17 protein-coding genes and 1 pseudogene are annotated in these 15,946 nt (G+C 52.9%); 10 read left to right on the forward strand and 8 right to left on the reverse strand.

Going from position 1 to position 15,946, the window contains the following annotated elements; all coding sequences use genetic code 11:
- Positions 1-3: 3 nt before the first annotated feature.
- On the reverse strand, positions 4-1,377 hold the full coding sequence (locus ECL_RS07235) for an MFS transporter (RefSeq protein ID WP_013096121.1): 1,374 nt from the start codon (positions 1,375-1,377) through the stop codon (positions 4-6).
- Between the two features lie 178 nt (positions 1,378-1,555).
- On the opposite strand from ECL_RS07235, the gene kdgR reads away from it, so the two are divergent.
- On the forward strand, positions 1,556-2,347 hold the full coding sequence (gene kdgR, locus ECL_RS07240) for a DNA-binding transcriptional regulator KdgR (protein WP_013096122.1): 792 nt from the start codon (positions 1,556-1,558) through the stop codon (positions 2,345-2,347).
- 66 nt (positions 2,348-2,413) lie between these two features.
- Here kdgR and ECL_RS07245 read toward each other — a convergent pair whose 3' ends face one another.
- Positions 2,414-2,653, reverse strand: a complete 240-nt coding sequence (locus ECL_RS07245; protein ID WP_013096123.1) for a YobH family protein — start codon at positions 2,651-2,653, stop codon at positions 2,414-2,416.
- 159 nt (positions 2,654-2,812) lie between these two features.
- On the opposite strand from ECL_RS07245, the gene mgrB reads away from it, so the two are divergent.
- The 7 genes and pseudogenes from mgrB to rlmA all read left to right on the forward strand — a co-directional run bounded on the left by mgrB (position 2,813) and on the right by rlmA (position 8,046).
- Complete coding sequence (mgrB, locus tag ECL_RS07250; RefSeq protein ID WP_013096124.1) at positions 2,813-2,956, forward strand: PhoP/PhoQ regulatory lipoprotein MgrB; 144 nt, start codon at positions 2,813-2,815, stop codon at positions 2,954-2,956.
- Between the two features lie 74 nt (positions 2,957-3,030).
- Complete coding sequence (locus tag ECL_RS07255; RefSeq protein WP_013096125.1) at positions 3,031-3,321, forward strand: YebO family protein; 291 nt, start codon at positions 3,031-3,033, stop codon at positions 3,319-3,321.
- Between the two features lie 23 nt (positions 3,322-3,344).
- Entirely contained in the window at positions 3,345-4,334 is a 990-nt protein-coding gene (locus tag ECL_RS07260) for an MBL fold metallo-hydrolase (protein ID WP_013096126.1), read from the forward strand.
- Between the two features lie 525 nt (positions 4,335-4,859).
- Positions 4,860-5,004, forward strand: a pseudogene (locus ECL_RS07265) (DUF2627 domain-containing protein).
- Between the two features lie 12 nt (positions 5,005-5,016).
- The gene (gene cspE / locus ECL_RS07270) at positions 5,017-5,226 is read left to right on the forward strand and encodes a transcription antiterminator/RNA stability regulator CspE (RefSeq protein WP_001062678.1); all 210 of its coding nucleotides are present in this window, start codon (positions 5,017-5,019) and stop codon (positions 5,224-5,226) included.
- A gap of 230 nt (positions 5,227-5,456) precedes the next feature.
- Positions 5,457-7,163 carry a peptidoglycan glycosyltransferase FtsI gene (gene ftsI / locus ECL_RS07275; protein WP_013096128.1) on the forward strand — a complete coding sequence of 569 codons (1,707 nt, stop codon included), beginning with the start codon at positions 5,457-5,459 and terminating at the stop codon, positions 7,161-7,163.
- 67 nt (positions 7,164-7,230) lie between these two features.
- On the forward strand, positions 7,231-8,046 hold the full coding sequence (rlmA, locus tag ECL_RS07280) for a 23S rRNA (guanine(745)-N(1))-methyltransferase (protein ID WP_013096129.1): 816 nt from the start codon (positions 7,231-7,233) through the stop codon (positions 8,044-8,046).
- Here the strand turns inward: rlmA and mntP are convergent.
- The 5 genes from mntP to manX form a co-directional block, all read right to left on the reverse strand.
- The gene (mntP, locus tag ECL_RS07285) at positions 8,043-8,609 is read right to left on the reverse strand and encodes a manganese efflux pump MntP (protein WP_013096130.1); all 567 of its coding nucleotides are present in this window, start codon (positions 8,607-8,609) and stop codon (positions 8,043-8,045) included. The two genes, rlmA and mntP, sit on opposite strands and share 4 nt — an antisense overlap.
- Before the next feature lie 396 nt (positions 8,610-9,005).
- Positions 9,006-9,464 (reverse strand): DUF986 family protein, encoded by a 459-nt coding sequence (locus tag ECL_RS07290; RefSeq protein ID WP_013096131.1) that lies wholly within the window; start codon positions 9,462-9,464, stop codon positions 9,006-9,008.
- 54 nt (positions 9,465-9,518) lie between these two features.
- Positions 9,519-10,370: a PTS mannose transporter subunit IID gene (locus ECL_RS07295; protein ID WP_006175979.1), complete on the reverse strand. Its 852-nt coding sequence runs from the start codon at positions 10,368-10,370 to the stop codon at positions 9,519-9,521.
- 12 nt (positions 10,371-10,382) lie between these two features.
- Positions 10,383-11,183: a PTS mannose transporter subunit IIC gene (gene manY / locus ECL_RS07300; protein WP_003859914.1), complete on the reverse strand. Its 801-nt coding sequence runs from the start codon at positions 11,181-11,183 to the stop codon at positions 10,383-10,385.
- 47 nt (positions 11,184-11,230) lie between these two features.
- Positions 11,231-12,196: a PTS mannose transporter subunit IIAB gene (gene manX / locus ECL_RS07305; RefSeq protein ID WP_013096132.1), complete on the reverse strand. Its 966-nt coding sequence runs from the start codon at positions 12,194-12,196 to the stop codon at positions 11,231-11,233.
- 315 nt (positions 12,197-12,511) lie between these two features.
- Between manX and ECL_RS27950 the strand changes: the two genes are divergently transcribed.
- Both ECL_RS27950 and yoaE read left to right on the forward strand, forming a co-directional pair.
- Entirely contained in the window at positions 12,512-12,670 is a 159-nt protein-coding gene (locus tag ECL_RS27950; protein WP_372588456.1) for a protein YoaL, read from the forward strand.
- Positions 12,658-14,217 (forward strand): CNNM family cation transport protein YoaE, encoded by a 1,560-nt coding sequence (gene yoaE / locus ECL_RS07310; RefSeq protein WP_013096133.1) that lies wholly within the window; start codon positions 12,658-12,660, stop codon positions 14,215-14,217. The genes ECL_RS27950 and yoaE overlap by 13 nt, the downstream gene beginning before the upstream one ends.
- Before the next feature lie 6 nt (positions 14,218-14,223).
- On the opposite strand, the gene ECL_RS07315 is transcribed toward yoaE, so the two are convergent.
- The gene (locus ECL_RS07315) at positions 14,224-15,822 is read right to left on the reverse strand and encodes an EAL domain-containing protein (protein ID WP_013096134.1); all 1,599 of its coding nucleotides are present in this window, start codon (positions 15,820-15,822) and stop codon (positions 14,224-14,226) included.
- Positions 15,823-15,946: the final 124 nt, after the last annotated feature.

Consider the following 15,946-nt stretch of genomic DNA (forward strand, 5'->3'; position numbering starts at 1 on the left):
TTTTTATGCCTGTACGCTGGGCTGCGTGACGCGCAGGCCGCTGACGATCGCGGCAAGGGTGGCAAGTGCACCTGCGGTGAGGAGCGCAAGGTGATTACCATTCTGCCCGGCGAGGTTGAACATCAGGGCGACCAGTGCCGCACCGGTGCTTTGCCCCAGCAGGCGCGCGGTACCCAACATGCCACTGGCTCCTCCACTTCGGTGGCGCGGTGCGGAGGTGATAATGGTGTGGTTGTTCGGCGACTGGAACAGGCCAAAACCGGCACCGCAGAGGATCATACGCCAGATAATATCCAGATCCGTAGGTTGCGAGGGAAGCAGCGCCAGCGCAAACAGACCCGCCGCCATGACTGCCAGCCCCAGCGCGCCCAGTAATCCGGCATGCACGCGCTCTATGAGATAACCTGCCAGCGGTGCCATCACCATCGTTGCCAGCGGCCATGGGGTCAGCAGCAGTCCAGTCTCCACTTCCGAACGTCCTATTACGCTCTGCAGGAAAAAGGGCAGAGAGACGAGGGCGAGCATCTGGGCGCAGAACGAACAGATGGAGGTGCATATTGAGAGCGAAAAAAGCGGAATACGCAGCAGATCCACCGGCAGTAACGGCACAGGTAAAGCGAGCTGGCGGCGAACAAAGAAGTAGCCAATGATCAGCAGAGCAGCAACCTCTGCGACGGTCAGCAGGAGTGATTGACCCTGCGCAAAGCCGCTCAGGGCCGTAATCAACAGGCCAAAGGTCAGCGCATTCATCACCGCACTGGCGATATCAAAACGAGGCATGGTGCTTTTGGGGCCGTTCCCCGGCAGATAGCGCAGGGCAAAGAAAATGGCCACCATACCCAGCGGCACATTGATGGCGAACAACCATTGCCATGAGGCGACAGACAGTATAGCCGCCGCAATGGTGGGCCCGGCGGCCGAGGATACCGCCACAATAAAGGAGTTTATTCCCATTCCGCGCCCTAAATGGCGCTGAGGATAAATTAAGCGAATCAACGCGGTATTAACGCTCATCAACGCCGCGCCGCCAAAACCCTGCGCAATGCGGGCCAGCGTCAGCATATGCAGCGAATCAGAGAGGGCGCAGAACAGTGAGGTTAAGGTAAACACAGCCAGACCGCACTGATACACCCGCCGGTAGCCGAACATATCACCCAGAAACGAGAACGAGAGCAGTGAGATCACGATCGCTATCTGATAAGCGTTAACAATCCAGATTGAGCTGGCGGGTGAGGCATGCAGATCGCTGGCAATGGTGGGCAGGGCAACATTGGCAATCGCGCCGTCGAGCACGGCCATTGAAATACCGATGATAATCGTAGCGATAGCGCCATACCGCTGGGGTAAAGGCAGACCATCGGACAGTTTTTTTTCCATGTGGGATGAATAGCTCAGTGTGAAATTATTCTCAGGGTAACTATTTTAGCACTGTTACAACCGCTTTATGTCGCAGATTTGTAACGAAGTAAACGCGGATTGATTGCAGCAGGCATGACGGGAATTTATAATAAAAACCGGTTCTGATTTTTATAAAACACTCTCTATGAGGTGATGAATGGCAATTGCAGATTTGGATAAACAACCCGATTCTGTTTCTTCCGTGCTGAAGGTGTTTGGCATCCTGCAGGCGCTCGGAGAAGAGCGTGAAATTGGTATTACAGAATTGTCGCAGCGTGTGATGATGTCGAAAAGCACCGTTTATCGCTTTTTGCAAACCATGAAGTCACTGGGGTATGTCGCGCAGGAAGGCGAGTCTGAAAAATATTCTCTGACGCTGAAACTGTTCGAATTAGGTGCCCGTGCGCTGCAAAACGTTGACCTGGTGCGTAGTGCAGATATCCAGATGCGTGAGCTCTCTCGTCTGACCAAAGAAACCATTCACCTGGGTGCTCTGGATGAAGACAGCATTGTTTACATCCATAAAATTGACTCAATGTATAACCTGCGCATGTACTCTCGCATCGGGCGTCGCAATCCGTTATACAGCACGGCTATCGGCAAAGTTCTGCTGGCCTGGCGTGACCGTGAAGAAGTGAAGCAGATTCTGGATGGGGTGGAGTACAAACGCAGTACCCAGCGTACCATCACCAGTACGGACGAACTGCTGACGGTGCTTGATAAGGTACGTGAGCAGGGTTATGGCGAAGATAACGAAGAGCAGGAAGAAGGGCTGCGCTGCATTGGTGTGCCGGTATTTGACCGCTTTGGTGTGGTGATTGCGGGCTTGAGTATCTCCTTCCCGACGCTGCGCTTCTCAGAAGAGCGTCTGCATGAGTATGTTGCTATTCTTCATACCGCCGCGCGTAAGATTTCTGAGCAGATGGGCTATAACGCGTATCCGTTTTAACCCCTCTCAGCATAAAAAACGCCGCAGACATTGCGGCGTTTTTTTATCGGTCGTAAAAAAGGGTAATTAACCGTTATCAATGACGACAGAAGTTTTACGCAGGACCGGGCAGTTGGTTAAACCGATGATCCCGCTATCAGAATGCAGGTACTGGGCGGTGCTCATTCCCTGGGCAGTCAGGTATTTACACTGGATACCTAATCCAGCTGCGTTTTCGGTGCTCCCCACAAGCACGCCATATCCGGTTAATAAAAGGCCAATCCATACTACGGCCAGTGCAATAATTGTTCGAATGATTAAATGCATCATTGCCTCTTTATCTTTGTTGTCATGCCTCAAGACTAAACGGTTTACTCTATGAAACAAGTGCATAATTCTGAAAAGGGCTTACAGGCGTTACAGTTAGTCCTTGTTTAAGATAACCGTGATAACCTGTATGCAACAGGTGTTAAGACGGAGTGTGGAGTGAAAAAAATACGCTGGGTAATTCTGGTTATCGTGCTGATTGCATGCGTGGTGTTGTGGACGCAGACGATCAATGTGATGTGCGATCAGGATGTACAGTTTTTTAGCGGCGTTTGCGCAATCAATAAGTTTATTCCGTGGTAACAGGCATTTTTTCTTAAGGTGATTTCCTTCCTTCGCGCCAGTGGTAAAATGCGTGTTTTTATTGAGGTGGTGAAATGGGTGAGTTACTGAGTTCAGGGCTGCTGAATATGGCATCCCTGTTGGTTTCTGTCGTTGTTTTGCTGGTGGGACTTGTCATCTGGTTTTTCGTGAACCGTGCGAGCTCCCGGACGAACGAGCAGATCGAACTGCTGGAAGCGCTGCTCGATCAGCAAAAGCGTCAGAATGCGCTGTTACGCCGTCTGTGTGAGGCTAACGAACCGGAAGAGAAAGAAACGGCGAAAGAAGCTGCTGCGGAAGAGAGCGACGACAAAGACGACTTCATCCGTCTGGTGGCAGAGCGTTAATCTTTCTGACCTGGGAGGTGGTTGTGGTCTGGAAAAATCCCTGGTATGACGCCTCCCTGAAGCATCACACGCCGAACGGTTTTCAGAATACCTGTCCCGTTGGGCATCAGCCCGGCGACCTTGAGCGCTGGCGTAAAGCGCGTAAAGAAGCCGGTTTGCCCAAACCTCCTGCGCTCGGTTATGACGACTTTATCCGCCAGTGGTGGCAGCCTGTGTCGCTTAATCAACCTCATGAAGATGGGGTATGGTGGCTGGGGCATGCGAGTATGCTGCTGCAAATGGACGGCAATACTCTTCTCACCGACCCGGTGTTTTCCCGACGCGCCTCTCCCGTACCGTTCCTGGGCCCCCTGCGCAGAACGCCTCCCGCTCTCTCTGTGGAACAACTCACGCAGCTTGATGCAGTGGTTATCTCTCACAATCATTACGATCACCTTGATGACGCGACCATTCGCCGTATCCTGAAGCGCTTTCCCGACGTCAGTTTCTTCGTGCCGTTAGGACTTGCACAGTGGTTTCGCCGCCGGGGAGCAAGGCGCATCGTTGAACTCGACTGGTGGCAGAGTATCACCTGGCAGGGGATAACCCTGACCGCCGTTCCGGCACAGCACTGGAGCATGCGAACATTCTGGAACCGCAATCGCTCTCTGTGGTGTGGCTGGGTCTTTGAGGGGCGACACCGCCGTTTCTGGTTTAGCGGCGATACGGGCTACTCTCCGGAGCTGCTTTTGATCCCGGAACGATTGGGCAAAATCGACGCCGCCGCGTTGCCCATTGGCGCCTATGCACCAAGATGGTTCATGGCGGTACACCATATGGATCCGCAATCTGCCGTCGCATTGTGGCAGCAGCTGGGAAGTCCCTTAGCTTTTCCCATTCACTGGGGCGTGTTTGAACTGGCGGATGAATCACTTGATGAACCAGTCAGAGAGTTAACTGACGCGCTTGTTAATTTAGCACCGGTTAATAATTCCTTCAGGATACTGAAAATTGGTGAATATTTATCCTTGTAAGCGAAGCGATGATTTGTTGCATATATTCTGCTATTAAAGCCACTATCTAATGTTTTATTTTTATCGAAACGTTTTGCTTGCCTTCTTTTGAGGCAGAGTCATAAAAATTTCATTATTTTGGTGCATAACATTTTTATTATCTGGTGATTTTTAACACAGTTTGGCCGGGCTTATTAGCTGTGTATTTTCTTTGTAACAATACAGTTGCGTTACAATGATTTGAGCATAACTTTTCACAAAATGTTCTAAATCAATCACTGTTTCCGGCTTTCTTTCGTGGGTTGCTGGACGCATTGTAATGATTGAGCTATGTTAAAAAAGTCTTTGATTACAGCGGGTGTGAAAGCAACGTTGAGTCTGTATAAGGACGAGGACTGGTTTGTACGCGGTAAGCATAAATGTGCAAATCCTTACAGGCTGTGTTCGAATTTGTGCGGCGGATCGAGACATGTTTAAAAATGGCTTGCCATATTAAACATAGTGTGTGATAACACGTTTTGGGTCAAACGAGGTACAGTTCTGTTTATGTGTGGCATTTTCAGTAAAGAAGTCCTGAGTAAACACGTTGTCGTTGAATACCGCTTCTCTGCCGAACCTTATATTAGTGCCTCAAGCAGTAATGTCTCAGTTTTATCTCAGTCAATGCCTGCGGGCTAAGAAAACACTCTAAGGAATTTTGCAAATGGCAAAGATTAAAGGTCAAGTTAAGTGGTTCAACGAGTCTAAAGGTTTTGGTTTCATTACTCCTGCTGACGGCAGCAAAGACGTGTTCGTACACTTCTCTGCAATCCAGGGTAACGGCTTCAAAACTCTGGCTGAAGGCCAGAACGTTGAGTTCGAAATTCAGGACGGCCAGAAAGGCCCAGCTGCAGTTAACGTAACTGCTATCTGATCGAACCGCTGCTGACTGAAGCGCGTAGCACTTCAATCTCAGACATAAAGCCTCGCAAACGCGGGGCTTTTTTATATGCCTTATCTTTCAAAATATTACCATCCCTGTCTCTGTTAGTAACTTGTTGCAAAGCTACGAGATTATTAGCACTGTTTTCCCCCCTCCACAGCGGCTTTTCCCGTTAAATCAGGGCGTTGTTCAACAGCCCTGGGGTTCAGGTGAAGAAGAAAATGATACCGAGTGCCGGCAGTTTCACCCCGGCACGTTTTGCTCTGCTCTGTTTTGCTATTTTTTGCAGCCTGGCATTTTTACTGGTACGCGTTGCCTGGCTGCAGATTATTAAACCTGACAATTTGGTAAAACAGGAAGATATGCGATCGCTGCGTGAGGTGGCGATTGATGCACCGCGTGGCATGATCATGGACCGTGAAGGTCGTCCGCTGGCGGTGAGTGTGCCCGTCAGGGCCGTGTGGGCCGACCCCAAAACGGTGCTGGCAAAAGGTGGGGTTGGGTTTGATGACCGCTGGCAGGCGCTGGCCAGTGCGCTGCATCTCTCCCTTAGCACGCTGGCATCGCGCATTAACAGTAATCCGCAGGGACGCTTCATTTACCTTGCCCGTCAGGTGGATCCTGCTCAGGCGCAGTGGATCGATAAACTCAATTTGCCGGGCATCAACCTGCGCGATGAGTCCCGGCGTTTTTATCCGGCAGGTCATGTGGCCGCAAACCTTATCGGTTTTACCAATATTGATGGTCAGGGGATTGAAGGCGTAGAGAAGAGCTTCAACGCGCAGCTTATGGGGAAGGCCGGGGTCCGGCAGGTGAGGGAGGACCGCTATGGACGCGTGGTGGAAAACCTGACCGAAGTGGCGCCCGTTCCTGCGCATAATATCCAGTTGAGCATTGACGAGCGGCTGCAAACCATCACCGAGGACGCGCTTGATAATGCGGTGGTCTGGAATAAAGCCGAGTCGGGTGCATCGGTCCTGATCAATATCCCCACAGGGGAAATACTCGCCATGGCGAGCTATCCCGATTTCAACCCGAACAATCGTGAAGGTGCAACGTTAAACGATTTTCGTAATCGTGCCATTAGCGATACCTTCGAACCCGGCTCCACCGTTAAGCCGCTGGTTCTGATGACGGCATTGCAGCAGGGGCTGGTGCAACCGGACAGCGTCATTGATACCCATCCGTATACCCTTGACGGTCACCGTATCCGTGATGTGGGTTACTACCCGGAACTGACGATGACCGGGATCCTGCAAAAATCGAGCGACACCGGTGTTTCCCGTCTCTCTCTGGCGATGCCCATCCAGCATCTTATCGATACCTACCGGAACTTTGGCTTTGGCACCAATACCGGGCTGGGTTTAACGGGCGAAAGCTCAGGGTTACTGCCGCAGCGTAAATTCTGGAGTCAACTCGACAGGGCAACCTTTGCCTTCGGCTATGGCCTGATGGTGACGCCCCTTCAGCTGGCCCATGTCTACGCCACCATTGGCGGGTATGGGCTTGAGCGCCCGCTCTCGATCACCCGTATCGACCCGCCGGTGATAGGCCACAGAGTCATGCCAGAAGAGATTGCCCATGAAGTGGAACACATGATGGAAAGCGTGGCGCTTCCGGGCGGTGGAGGAGTGAAGGCCGCCGTACGGGATTACCGGGTGGCGGTCAAAACCGGTACGGCGAAAAAGATTGATGACAGTGGCAAGTACGTCGATAAGTATGTCGCCTATACCGCAGGCGTTGCGCCTGCCAGCGACCCGCGTTTTGCGCTGGTGGTAGTCATAAACGATCCGCAGAACGGTGCCTATTATGGTGGTGCCGTTTCAGCGCCCGTTTTCAGTGAGATCATGGGGAATGTGCTGCGCCTTGAGAACGTGAAACCGGATGGCCTGCCGGCTGATTCCGGCCACCTTATCGTCATGCGTTAACCCTGGCGTTTTATAACGGGGCGAATAGCGGTACACTTCGCCCTTTGATTTATGTCCCGGAGTTGTCATGCCCTTCAGTTGCCCCCTTTGTCACGCGCGCCTGACGCGTTCTGAGAAAAGTTATGCGTGTCCGCAGGGACATCAGTTTGATATGGCGAAAGAGGGGTATGTGAATCTTCTGCCGGTGCAGCATAAACGCTCCCGCGATCCGGGCGACAGCGCAGAGATGATGCAGGCGCGACGTGCCTTTCTGGATGCCGGACATTACAAGCCGCTAAGAGAGAGTGTCGCTCAGCTGCTGGACCACACGCTGACGCAGAGTGCCTCCGCTCTGCTGGATATCGGCTGTGGTGAAGGGTATTACACCGCAAGGTTTGCCGAGATTGCCGCCGGGAAGGGCGCGCAGACGACGGGTCTGGACGTGTCGAAAGCGGCGATTCGCGCAGCGGCAAAACGCTACGCGGGGGTGATGTTCTGCGTGGCCTCAAGCCACCGGCTGCCGTTTGAAGATGCCAGCATGGATGCCGTTGTGCGTATTTATGCTCCCTGTAAGGCAGAAGAGCTGGCTCGGGTGGTAAAACCCGGCGGGTGGGTGATAACCGTCACGCCAGGACCACGTCATCTGATGGAGCTGAAAGGGCTGATTTATGACGAGGTTCGCCTGCATGCTCCCCATTCAGAACAACTGGCTGGTTTTGTGCTCAGGCAGGAAGAAACAGTAGCGTATGAGATGGATTTGAAAGGGGATGAAGCCGTGGCGTTACTGCAAATGACCCCGTTTGCCTGGCGGGCAAAACCGGCTGTCCGGGAGACGCTGGCTGCACAGGCCACGTTTCGCTGCCAGACGGATTTCAGCATCCACTGCTGGCAGCGCGAAGGTTAACCCGCGAAGTGTGCCCAGAGTATCTGGGCACCAATACCGATTAACACGATCCCGCCCAGGATCTCGGCTCGCTTACCCAGCAGCGGGCCGATAAAACGGCCAACCATCATACCCAGGGTGGACATAATCAGTGTGGCGCAACCAATGGCCAGCGCGGTGGCAATGATATTCACCTGCAGAAAGGCCAGACCAACACCGACGGCCATCGCGTCAAGGCTGGTGGCAATTGCGGTGGTGACCAGCAGCCAGAAACCGTGGCGGTGCTGAGGCTCTTCATCTTCATCGCTGTTGCCACGGAATCCTTCAATCACCATTCGTCCGCCGAGAAAAACCAGCAGCACAAACGCAATCCAGTGGTTCCACTCCAGTACAAACTGGCTGGCCAGCATACCCAGGCCCCAGCCGATAAGCGGCGTCAGGGTTTCGATAGCACCGAAAATCAGACCTGTGCGCAGCGCTTCAGAAAATTTTGGTTTATGGAGTGTGGCACCTTTTCCGATGGAAGCAGCAAAAGCATCCATGGACATGCCGAAAGCGAGAAGAATGGTGGCGGAGATGTTCATACAAGCGTCCAGACCGGGAGATATCCATATGACACATCACTGCCCCCAGTAAACAGCAGTTGATGTATCTATGGTCTCGCCTGACCGTCGCACAATGATGTGCAGAAAACGATCCGTACGCGCCACGTTTTTCAACGAGTATGTTGACACGTACATTTCCTGAGTACAGGAAATTAGCTACTCCCCAACGACGGGCGCAACCTTAACATATTTTGAGAATATAAAACAACAACAGCGGGGGTATTATTTTATTATCTTGTTGATAACGATTTTCATTTAGATTTATTCGTAAAAATAGCGTTAAAAAATAGGAAGGATAAAAAGAATGGAATATAGCTATGGCTATATTTCGTGAGCAACGTTAACACGGAATATAGCCGATGCTATAAATATAACTTATTGAGTTTTAATGAGTAATTTGTATATCTTTTCCAGGTCATCTATATTTTTGACCCGAATGAGCAGGCGGCGCTGTTCTAATTGCATCACCAGCACCCCGTCTTCAGATAAATTCATCTCTTTAATGCGGTTATATTCTATCCAGACATTGGCAAAGAAGAACCCGTGTTTTTTAAAAATGAGTTTTGGCGAACGGATCCAGAACAGGTAAATCGCCATTAATGCCAGCGCACATAATAACCATGTGGTTAATATTGCACCATGGCTGGTCACGTTATTGTAAATCAGGATGACCACCAGACCGGCGAAGATAAACGCATCAATGCGTCCACGGCGTAAGAGGGGAAGGGTCAGCAGCGTCTCGCCGTGGCGGCGAGGCATAATGAACTCGTCATAGATCGCGTAAGCCAGAAGGGCAACAATAAACAAAACCAGTACGGTGTCCGTGACAGTCATTCATCCTCCAGATAAAAAAACCGGGGGCAAGCCCCCGGCGTATAACATAAAGCTTTACAGGCCCAACAGACCAACAGCGTAGCCCGCGATACCGATGACGAAGAAGCCAACGATGATCCACAGCGGGTTCACTTTCTTACGCAGCAGCCACATACAGGCGAAGGTCAACAGCAGCGGCACCAGGCCAGGCATCAGCTGGTCAAGGATGGTCTGCACGGTGGTCACACGGGTTTGCCCATCCTGTCCGGTGATGGTTGAAACCACCAGCGGGATGTTCACGTGCGTCCACTTGTTAACCAGCGCCCCCATCACAAACAGGCCGAGAATTGACGCCCCCTCTGTCAGTTTTTGCAGGAAGCCGCCGCCCATATCTTTAACGATATCCACCCCTTTACGGTAACCATACGCCACGCCGTAGTAACGGGTCAGCAGACGCACCGCATTGAACAGGATGAAGAACAGCAGTGGACCGAGCAGGCTGCCGCTCATCGCGATACCCGCGCCCAGCGCTGCAAAGACCGGACGAACGGTACCCCAGAAGATCGGGTCACCTACGCCTGCCAGCGGACCCATCAGACCGACTTTAATACCGTTGATGGCACCATCGTCGATCTCTGCGCCGTTTGCACGCTGCTCTTCCATCGCCAGGGTAACGCCCAGTACCGGTGCCGCTACGTAAGGATGGGTGTTAAAGAATTCCAGGTGACGCTTAATCGCCTGGCGACGTGCTTCGTTGTTCTCCGGGTAGAGGCGTTTGATTGCCGGTACCATGGAGAAGCAGAAGCCCAGGGCCTGCATACGTTCGAAGTTCCATGAACCCTGAAACAGGTTAGAACGGATGAACACGCCACGAATATCACCCGGAGTGAGTTTCTTCTCAGGGGTAGTTTTAGTCATATCAACCATTTCGCTCACCTGTTAGTCCAGTTCGTTATCGAGATCGTTATTACCAGCAGCCTGCGCTGGGGCACCCGCAACGCGGTTATATTTCGGGCTGAGCTGGATGTAGAGAATTGCCATTACCGCACCAATCACACCGAGAGCAACCAGGTTGAAGTTGGTGAACGCCGCGGTTACGAAGCCCAGGTAGAAGAATGGCATCAGGTAGCCTGCGCGCATCATGTTGATGACCATCGCATAACCAACCACCACGATCATACCACCGGCGATGTTCAGACCGCTGGTGACCACTTCAGGGATGGCGTTGAGCATGCCCTGAACTTCGCTGGTGCCTACGGAGATAGCGACGATAACGGCAGGAATAGCGATACGCATCGCCTGCAGGAACAGGGACGAGACGTGGATCCAGGAGAGCGCCGTAAGGTTGCCGTTTTCGGCCGCCTTATCCGCCGCGTGCTGGAAAGCCACGGTGATAGTACGAACGATAATGGTCAGTACCTGGCCTGCGGCAGCCAGCGGAATTGCCAGAGCGATACCGGCACCGATGCTTTGATGACCGGCAATGACCAACACGGTTGAAATAATGGACGCCAGCGCGGCATCGGGCGCAACCGCCGCACCGATGTTCATCCAGCCAAGGGCGATCATTTCCAGGGTACCACCGATGATGATACCGGTTTTCATATCACCGAGAACGGCGCCAATCAACGTACAGGCCACCAGAGGGCGGTGGAACTGAAATTCATCAAGTACGGATTCCATACCCGCAATACACGCGACGATGAACACCAGCACAATCTGAAGAGTGGTAATCTCCATTGTACTTCTCCTATTGCATAATCTTTATGTGAAAAACCGGCGCGGGCTTATTTCCCAACTTTGCCGATCAAATCCATCATTTTCAGTTTCGGGTCCGTGGAAACCTTACGGGCTTCCAGTTCAATACCGCGAGCATTCAACTTGTTAAATGCCTCGATATCCTTCGCATCGACTGAAATCGCGTTGTTGACCTGCGTTTTGCCCTGACGGAAAGCCATACCACCAATGTTCACGGAGGTGATTTTCACGCCGCCTTCAACAATGCGCTCGACGTCTGTCGGGTTAGTGAACAGAAGCATCACACGTTCACCGGCATATTTCGGGTTGTTATAGACGCGGATCATCTTGGCGACATCCACCACGTGCGCGGTAACGCCCGGAGGAGCAACCTGGGTGAGGAGGGTTTTACGCACCGTGTCGGCGGCCACTTCGTCGCTGACCACGATAATACGTTGAACGTTGGTCTCTTTGGTCCAGCGCGTTGCCACCTGGCCGTGAATTAAACGGTCATCGATACGCGCAAGGCCAATCACCATATAATCGTTCGGGCCCATCGGTTTTGCGGGGGCAGCGGCTTTCGGTGCCGCGGCAGCCGCCGGTGCGGGTTTCTCAACCGGCTGTGCCTTCAGCGCTTTCACGCCTTCGCGACCGGTTTCGACCGCCAGGGCAACCAGCTCATCAAAAGTCGGATTGTCGTCGCGTGCCATGAAGGTTTCCACCAGCATCGGAATATTGACCCCGGCGACAACTTCATAGTGCTCTTTATCGACGACAATGCGGCTGGCAGCGTTGAACGGGCTGCCGCCCCATGTATCAACGAGAAACAGCACGCCTTTGCTGGTATCCAGCTTCGACAGTTGAGCCGTGTATTTCTCAATCAGCGTCTCGGCGTTTTCACCGGGAACGAAATCGATCCAGCCGACGTTTTCCTGCTCGCCCAACAGCATCTCTGCTGTTTTGAGTAGCTGCTCTGCAGCCCAACCATGTGTGCCTATGACAATAGCAATGGTCACTTGCTACCTCCTTTTATTATCATTAATACCTCTGCCAGGCAGACGTACTGAGAATCGTATTGGCGAACCGAATCGATTCAGATAAGGGTTAGAGTTAAAAAAGCTCAGACTTACGCGAATTATTTTAGATAGTGAAAAAATAATTTATGTGATGAAGATCCGTAATTTAGGTTTCGAAAATCAGAAATTACTCAACACAAATTCTGCCTTTTCACGTTTTTGCAAAGGAACGTAAATCTTTGCTAAAAACGTAATGTCTCTGATATGTTTAGCCTCCGTTTAATTGATCAGGAGTATAGGGCTACAGCCCACTATATGGACCGTCACCGACGTCAGTCATCTATCAGGCCACTTCGCGCCTTTTTCACCGGCGATCCTCGCCACGTATCGACTCTGTTTACCGCTGTTTTGCCCACATTGAGTGGGGCACCGTTTCGTCATTCCTTTAGCAGGAGCTTGTCATGGAATTCTTAATGGACCCGTCAATCTGGGTGGGATTGCTCACGCTGGTGGTGCTGGAGATCGTTCTTGGCATTGATAACCTGGTGTTTATTGCCATCCTCGCGGACAAACTGCCGCCAAAACAGCGTGATAAAGCGCGTCTGATCGGCCTCTCGCTGGCGCTGGTTATGCGTCTGGCGCTGCTGTCCGTGATCTCGTGGATGGTCACCCTGACAAAACCGCTCTTTACCGTCATGGATTTCACCTTCTCTGGCCGCGATTTGATCATGCTGCTCGGGGGGATATTCCTGCTCTTTAAAGCAACGACAGAGCTGCACGAGCGGCTGGAGAACCGTCAGCACGACGATGGTCATGGCAAAGGCTATGCCAGCTTCTGGGTTGTGGTGCTGCAGATCGTGGTGCTGGATGCTGTCTTCTCGCTTGATGCGGTGATCACAGCGGTGGGTATGGTGAACCATCTCCCGGTGATGATGGCGGCGGTGGTTATCGCCATGGCGGTTATGCTGCTGGCGTCTAAACCGCTGACCCGCTTTGTGAACCAACATCCGACGGTCGTGGTGCTGTGTCTGAGCTTCCTGCTGATGATCGGTCTGAGCCTCGTTGCGGAAGGTTTCGGTTTCCATATTCCGAAAGGTTATCTGTATGCCGCGATTGGCTTCTCGATCCTGATCGAACTGTTTAACCAGATTGCACGCCGTAACTTTATTAAGCAGCAGTCCAATCAGCCGTTGCGTGCCCGCACCGCGGATGCCATCCTGCGCCTGATGGGCGGTCGCCGTCAGGTGAATGTGCAGAGTGACACCGAGAACCGTAACCCGGTTCCGGTGCCGGAAGGGGCATTTGTGGAAGAAGAGCGTTATATGATTAACGGCGTTCTCTCCCTGGCCTCCCGTTCACTGCGCGGCATCATGACCCCGCGCGGCGAGATCAGCTGGGTAGATTCCCGGTTGAGCGTTGATGAAATTCGTCAGCAGCTGCTCTCTTCACCGCACAGCCTGTTCCCGGTGTGTCGTGGTGAGCTGGATGAGATCATCGGTGTCGTGCGTGCCAAAGAGATGCTGGTCGCGCTGGAAGAGGGCGTTGACGTCGAAGCCATCGCCGCCGCCTCACCGGCTATCGTGGTACCGGAAACGCTGGACCCCATCAACCTGCTTGGCGTTCTGCGCCGTGCCCGCGGCAGCTTCGTGATTGTCACCAACGAGTTCGGTGTGGTGCAGGGGCTGGTCACGCCGCTGGACGTGCTTGAAGCCATTGCCGGTGAATTCCCGGATGAGGACGAAACACCGGAAATCGTGGCCGATGGTGAAGGCTGGCTGGTGAAAGGTACCACTGACCTGCACGCGCTTTCGCATACGCTGGGGCTGGAAAACGTGGTCAACGATGAAGAAGACATTGCCACTGTGGCCGGTCTGGTCATCGCCGTAAACGGGCAGATCCCGCGCGTGGGGGATGTGATCGAACTGCCCCCGCTGAGTATTACCATCGTTGAAGCCAACGACTATCGCGTTGATATGGTGCGTATTGTTAAAGAGCAATCCGTGCACGACGAAGATGAGTAACGCTTCTTAACGCAACGGCATTAAGGGCACGATGTGCCCGTTATGATGCGCTGGCGGAGGTGAACTCTCCGCCAGCCATTGTGGAAAATCCCGCAGCGGCATCGGCCGCGCATAGAAATCCCCCTGCAGAGTATGAACACCGTGTCGGCGTAGGTAGCGCGCCTGCTCCTCCGTTTCGACCCCTTCCGCAACCAGCTCAATATTCAGCCGCTGACCCAGCGCAATAATGATATCTGTCACCGTTGAGTTCACGGCATCGGTTCCAATGGCGGTGGTAAAGGACTGGTCAATTTTCAGTACGTCAGGATGAAGCTTTTCAAGCCAGGAGAGCGAACTGTTGCCGGTACCAAAATCGTCGATAGCCAGTTTGACCCCTTTGCGATGCAGCTCGCGCACGATGCGATAATCTGCATCGACCAGCGCGTCACGCTCGGTAAGTTCGATAACCAGCCGCTGGCTCGGGTTTGCACTGAACCAGTAGCGGTTCAGATCCTGAAGTAGCACGGCGTGACGGAAGTGGCTGGCCGCCACGTTAATACCGATGTGAAAGCCCGGGTGGGAGGGGAAGTAGCCTATCTGGCGTACCGTCTCGGCAATCACGTAGCGCGTCAGGGGAACAATAAGGTTATGTTCTTCTGCCAGGGGGATGAACACTTCCGGGGAGATCCAACCCTGACGTGGGTTGTTCCAGCGCAGAAGAATTTCCACGCCGATACACTCCTGCGTACGGGCATTCACCAGCGGCTGACAGAACAGCTCAAATTCCCGCGCCGCAATCCCCATATCGATCTCCCACGTGAAGCTCATCCGGTTTGCTGTGGCCAGCCAGGCCAGATACCCCAGAACCAGGCTCAGCATTAACCCCAGCGGCAGCTGTGCCGGCAGGCTTTTAAGTGCCAGCGCGCCAGGACCCGGCCCACTGACCGTGATGGTAAATGGAAAGCGTGTAGAGACTTCCTCTATTCGCGAGTCAGCCTCATTAAACTTCAGCGCGTCGGTAATACCTTGACCGTAGCGTAAAGAGCGATCTCCCACGGTTAACGCCACGTCAGTGATAAGCGGGCGGGGCGGCTCAAGGATCATTCTGGTGATGAGATCGATATTGATCACCTCCATCACCCCCTCTTCACCGCGTTGTGACGTCGGGTGCCACTGGATAAGAATAGGGCTGCCTTTAAGCAGCCACTTATCGGTCGATAAAATCAGTTTTGGCAGACCTGACGGCAGTTCGGGAAATAATTCATGAACCGGGACGGCGCGACTGCCAAAAATACTGGAGCAGTAGAGGATCCCCTCTTTAATCAGGGTAATCGAGCGGACGGTCTGTAAAATGGCGGCCTGCTTACGCAGAGTCAGATGCGCCTGCGGGCACGGCTGGCCGACAAGACCCAACAACTCCGGCCGGCGGTTATCCAGGGAAAGCAGGACGTTTTCAAGTGAGCGAACGGTATGGCTGGCGAAATCGACAATGCGTTGTTGATTAACATTGCGCTGTGAAATAAATCGAATGCCCAACGTCAGGATGAGCGTAAGGAGCGCAACCGTCACGCAGACGATAACGCGTTTTCGGCGATAGTTTTTAATGATCGTTTGTGCGGTTTGCATGAACGGTAGCCTGATACACCTCCAGCCCCAAAAGCCAGACGCAACAGTGAAAGTGTAGTGGGGAAAGTGAAAGGCGACGAGAATCAGAAGGAAATTTCGCCCATCCGTTGCAGATGGGCGATGG

It is taken from the genome of Enterobacter cloacae subsp. cloacae ATCC 13047 (genome assembly GCF_000025565.1).
Taxonomy (GTDB): domain Bacteria; phylum Pseudomonadota; class Gammaproteobacteria; order Enterobacterales; family Enterobacteriaceae; genus Enterobacter; species Enterobacter cloacae.

Excerpts from the sequence above, each read along its gene's own strand:
- ECL_RS07235 (WP_013096121.1), bottom strand. The coding sequence starts at position 1,377 with ATGGAAAAAAAACTGTCCGATGGTCTGCCTTTACCCCAGCGGTATGGC.
- kdgR (WP_013096122.1), top strand. The coding sequence starts at position 1,556 with ATGGCAATTGCAGATTTGGATAAACAACCCGATTCTGTTTCTTCCGTG.
- ECL_RS07245 (WP_013096123.1), bottom strand. The coding sequence starts at position 2,653 with ATGCATTTAATCATTCGAACAATTATTGCACTGGCCGTAGTATGGATT.
- ECL_RS07255 (WP_013096125.1), top strand. The coding sequence starts at position 3,031 with ATGGGTGAGTTACTGAGTTCAGGGCTGCTGAATATGGCATCCCTGTTG.
- cspE (WP_001062678.1), top strand. The coding sequence starts at position 5,017 with ATGGCAAAGATTAAAGGTCAAGTTAAGTGGTTCAACGAGTCTAAAGGT.
- ftsI (WP_013096128.1), top strand. The coding sequence starts at position 5,457 with ATGATACCGAGTGCCGGCAGTTTCACCCCGGCACGTTTTGCTCTGCTC.
- rlmA (WP_013096129.1), top strand. The coding sequence starts at position 7,231 with ATGCCCTTCAGTTGCCCCCTTTGTCACGCGCGCCTGACGCGTTCTGAG.
- mntP (WP_013096130.1), bottom strand. The coding sequence starts at position 8,609 with ATGAACATCTCCGCCACCATTCTTCTCGCTTTCGGCATGTCCATGGAT.
- ECL_RS07290 (WP_013096131.1), bottom strand. The coding sequence starts at position 9,464 with ATGACTGTCACGGACACCGTACTGGTTTTGTTTATTGTTGCCCTTCTG.
- ECL_RS07295 (WP_006175979.1), bottom strand. The coding sequence starts at position 10,370 with ATGGTTGATATGACTAAAACTACCCCTGAGAAGAAACTCACTCCGGGT.
- manY (WP_003859914.1), bottom strand. The coding sequence starts at position 11,183 with ATGGAGATTACCACTCTTCAGATTGTGCTGGTGTTCATCGTCGCGTGT.
- ECL_RS27950 (WP_372588456.1), top strand. The coding sequence starts at position 12,512 with ATGGACCGTCACCGACGTCAGTCATCTATCAGGCCACTTCGCGCCTTT.
- yoaE (WP_013096133.1), top strand. The coding sequence starts at position 12,658 with ATGGAATTCTTAATGGACCCGTCAATCTGGGTGGGATTGCTCACGCTG.
- ECL_RS07315 (WP_013096134.1), bottom strand. The coding sequence starts at position 15,822 with ATGCAAACCGCACAAACGATCATTAAAAACTATCGCCGAAAACGCGTT.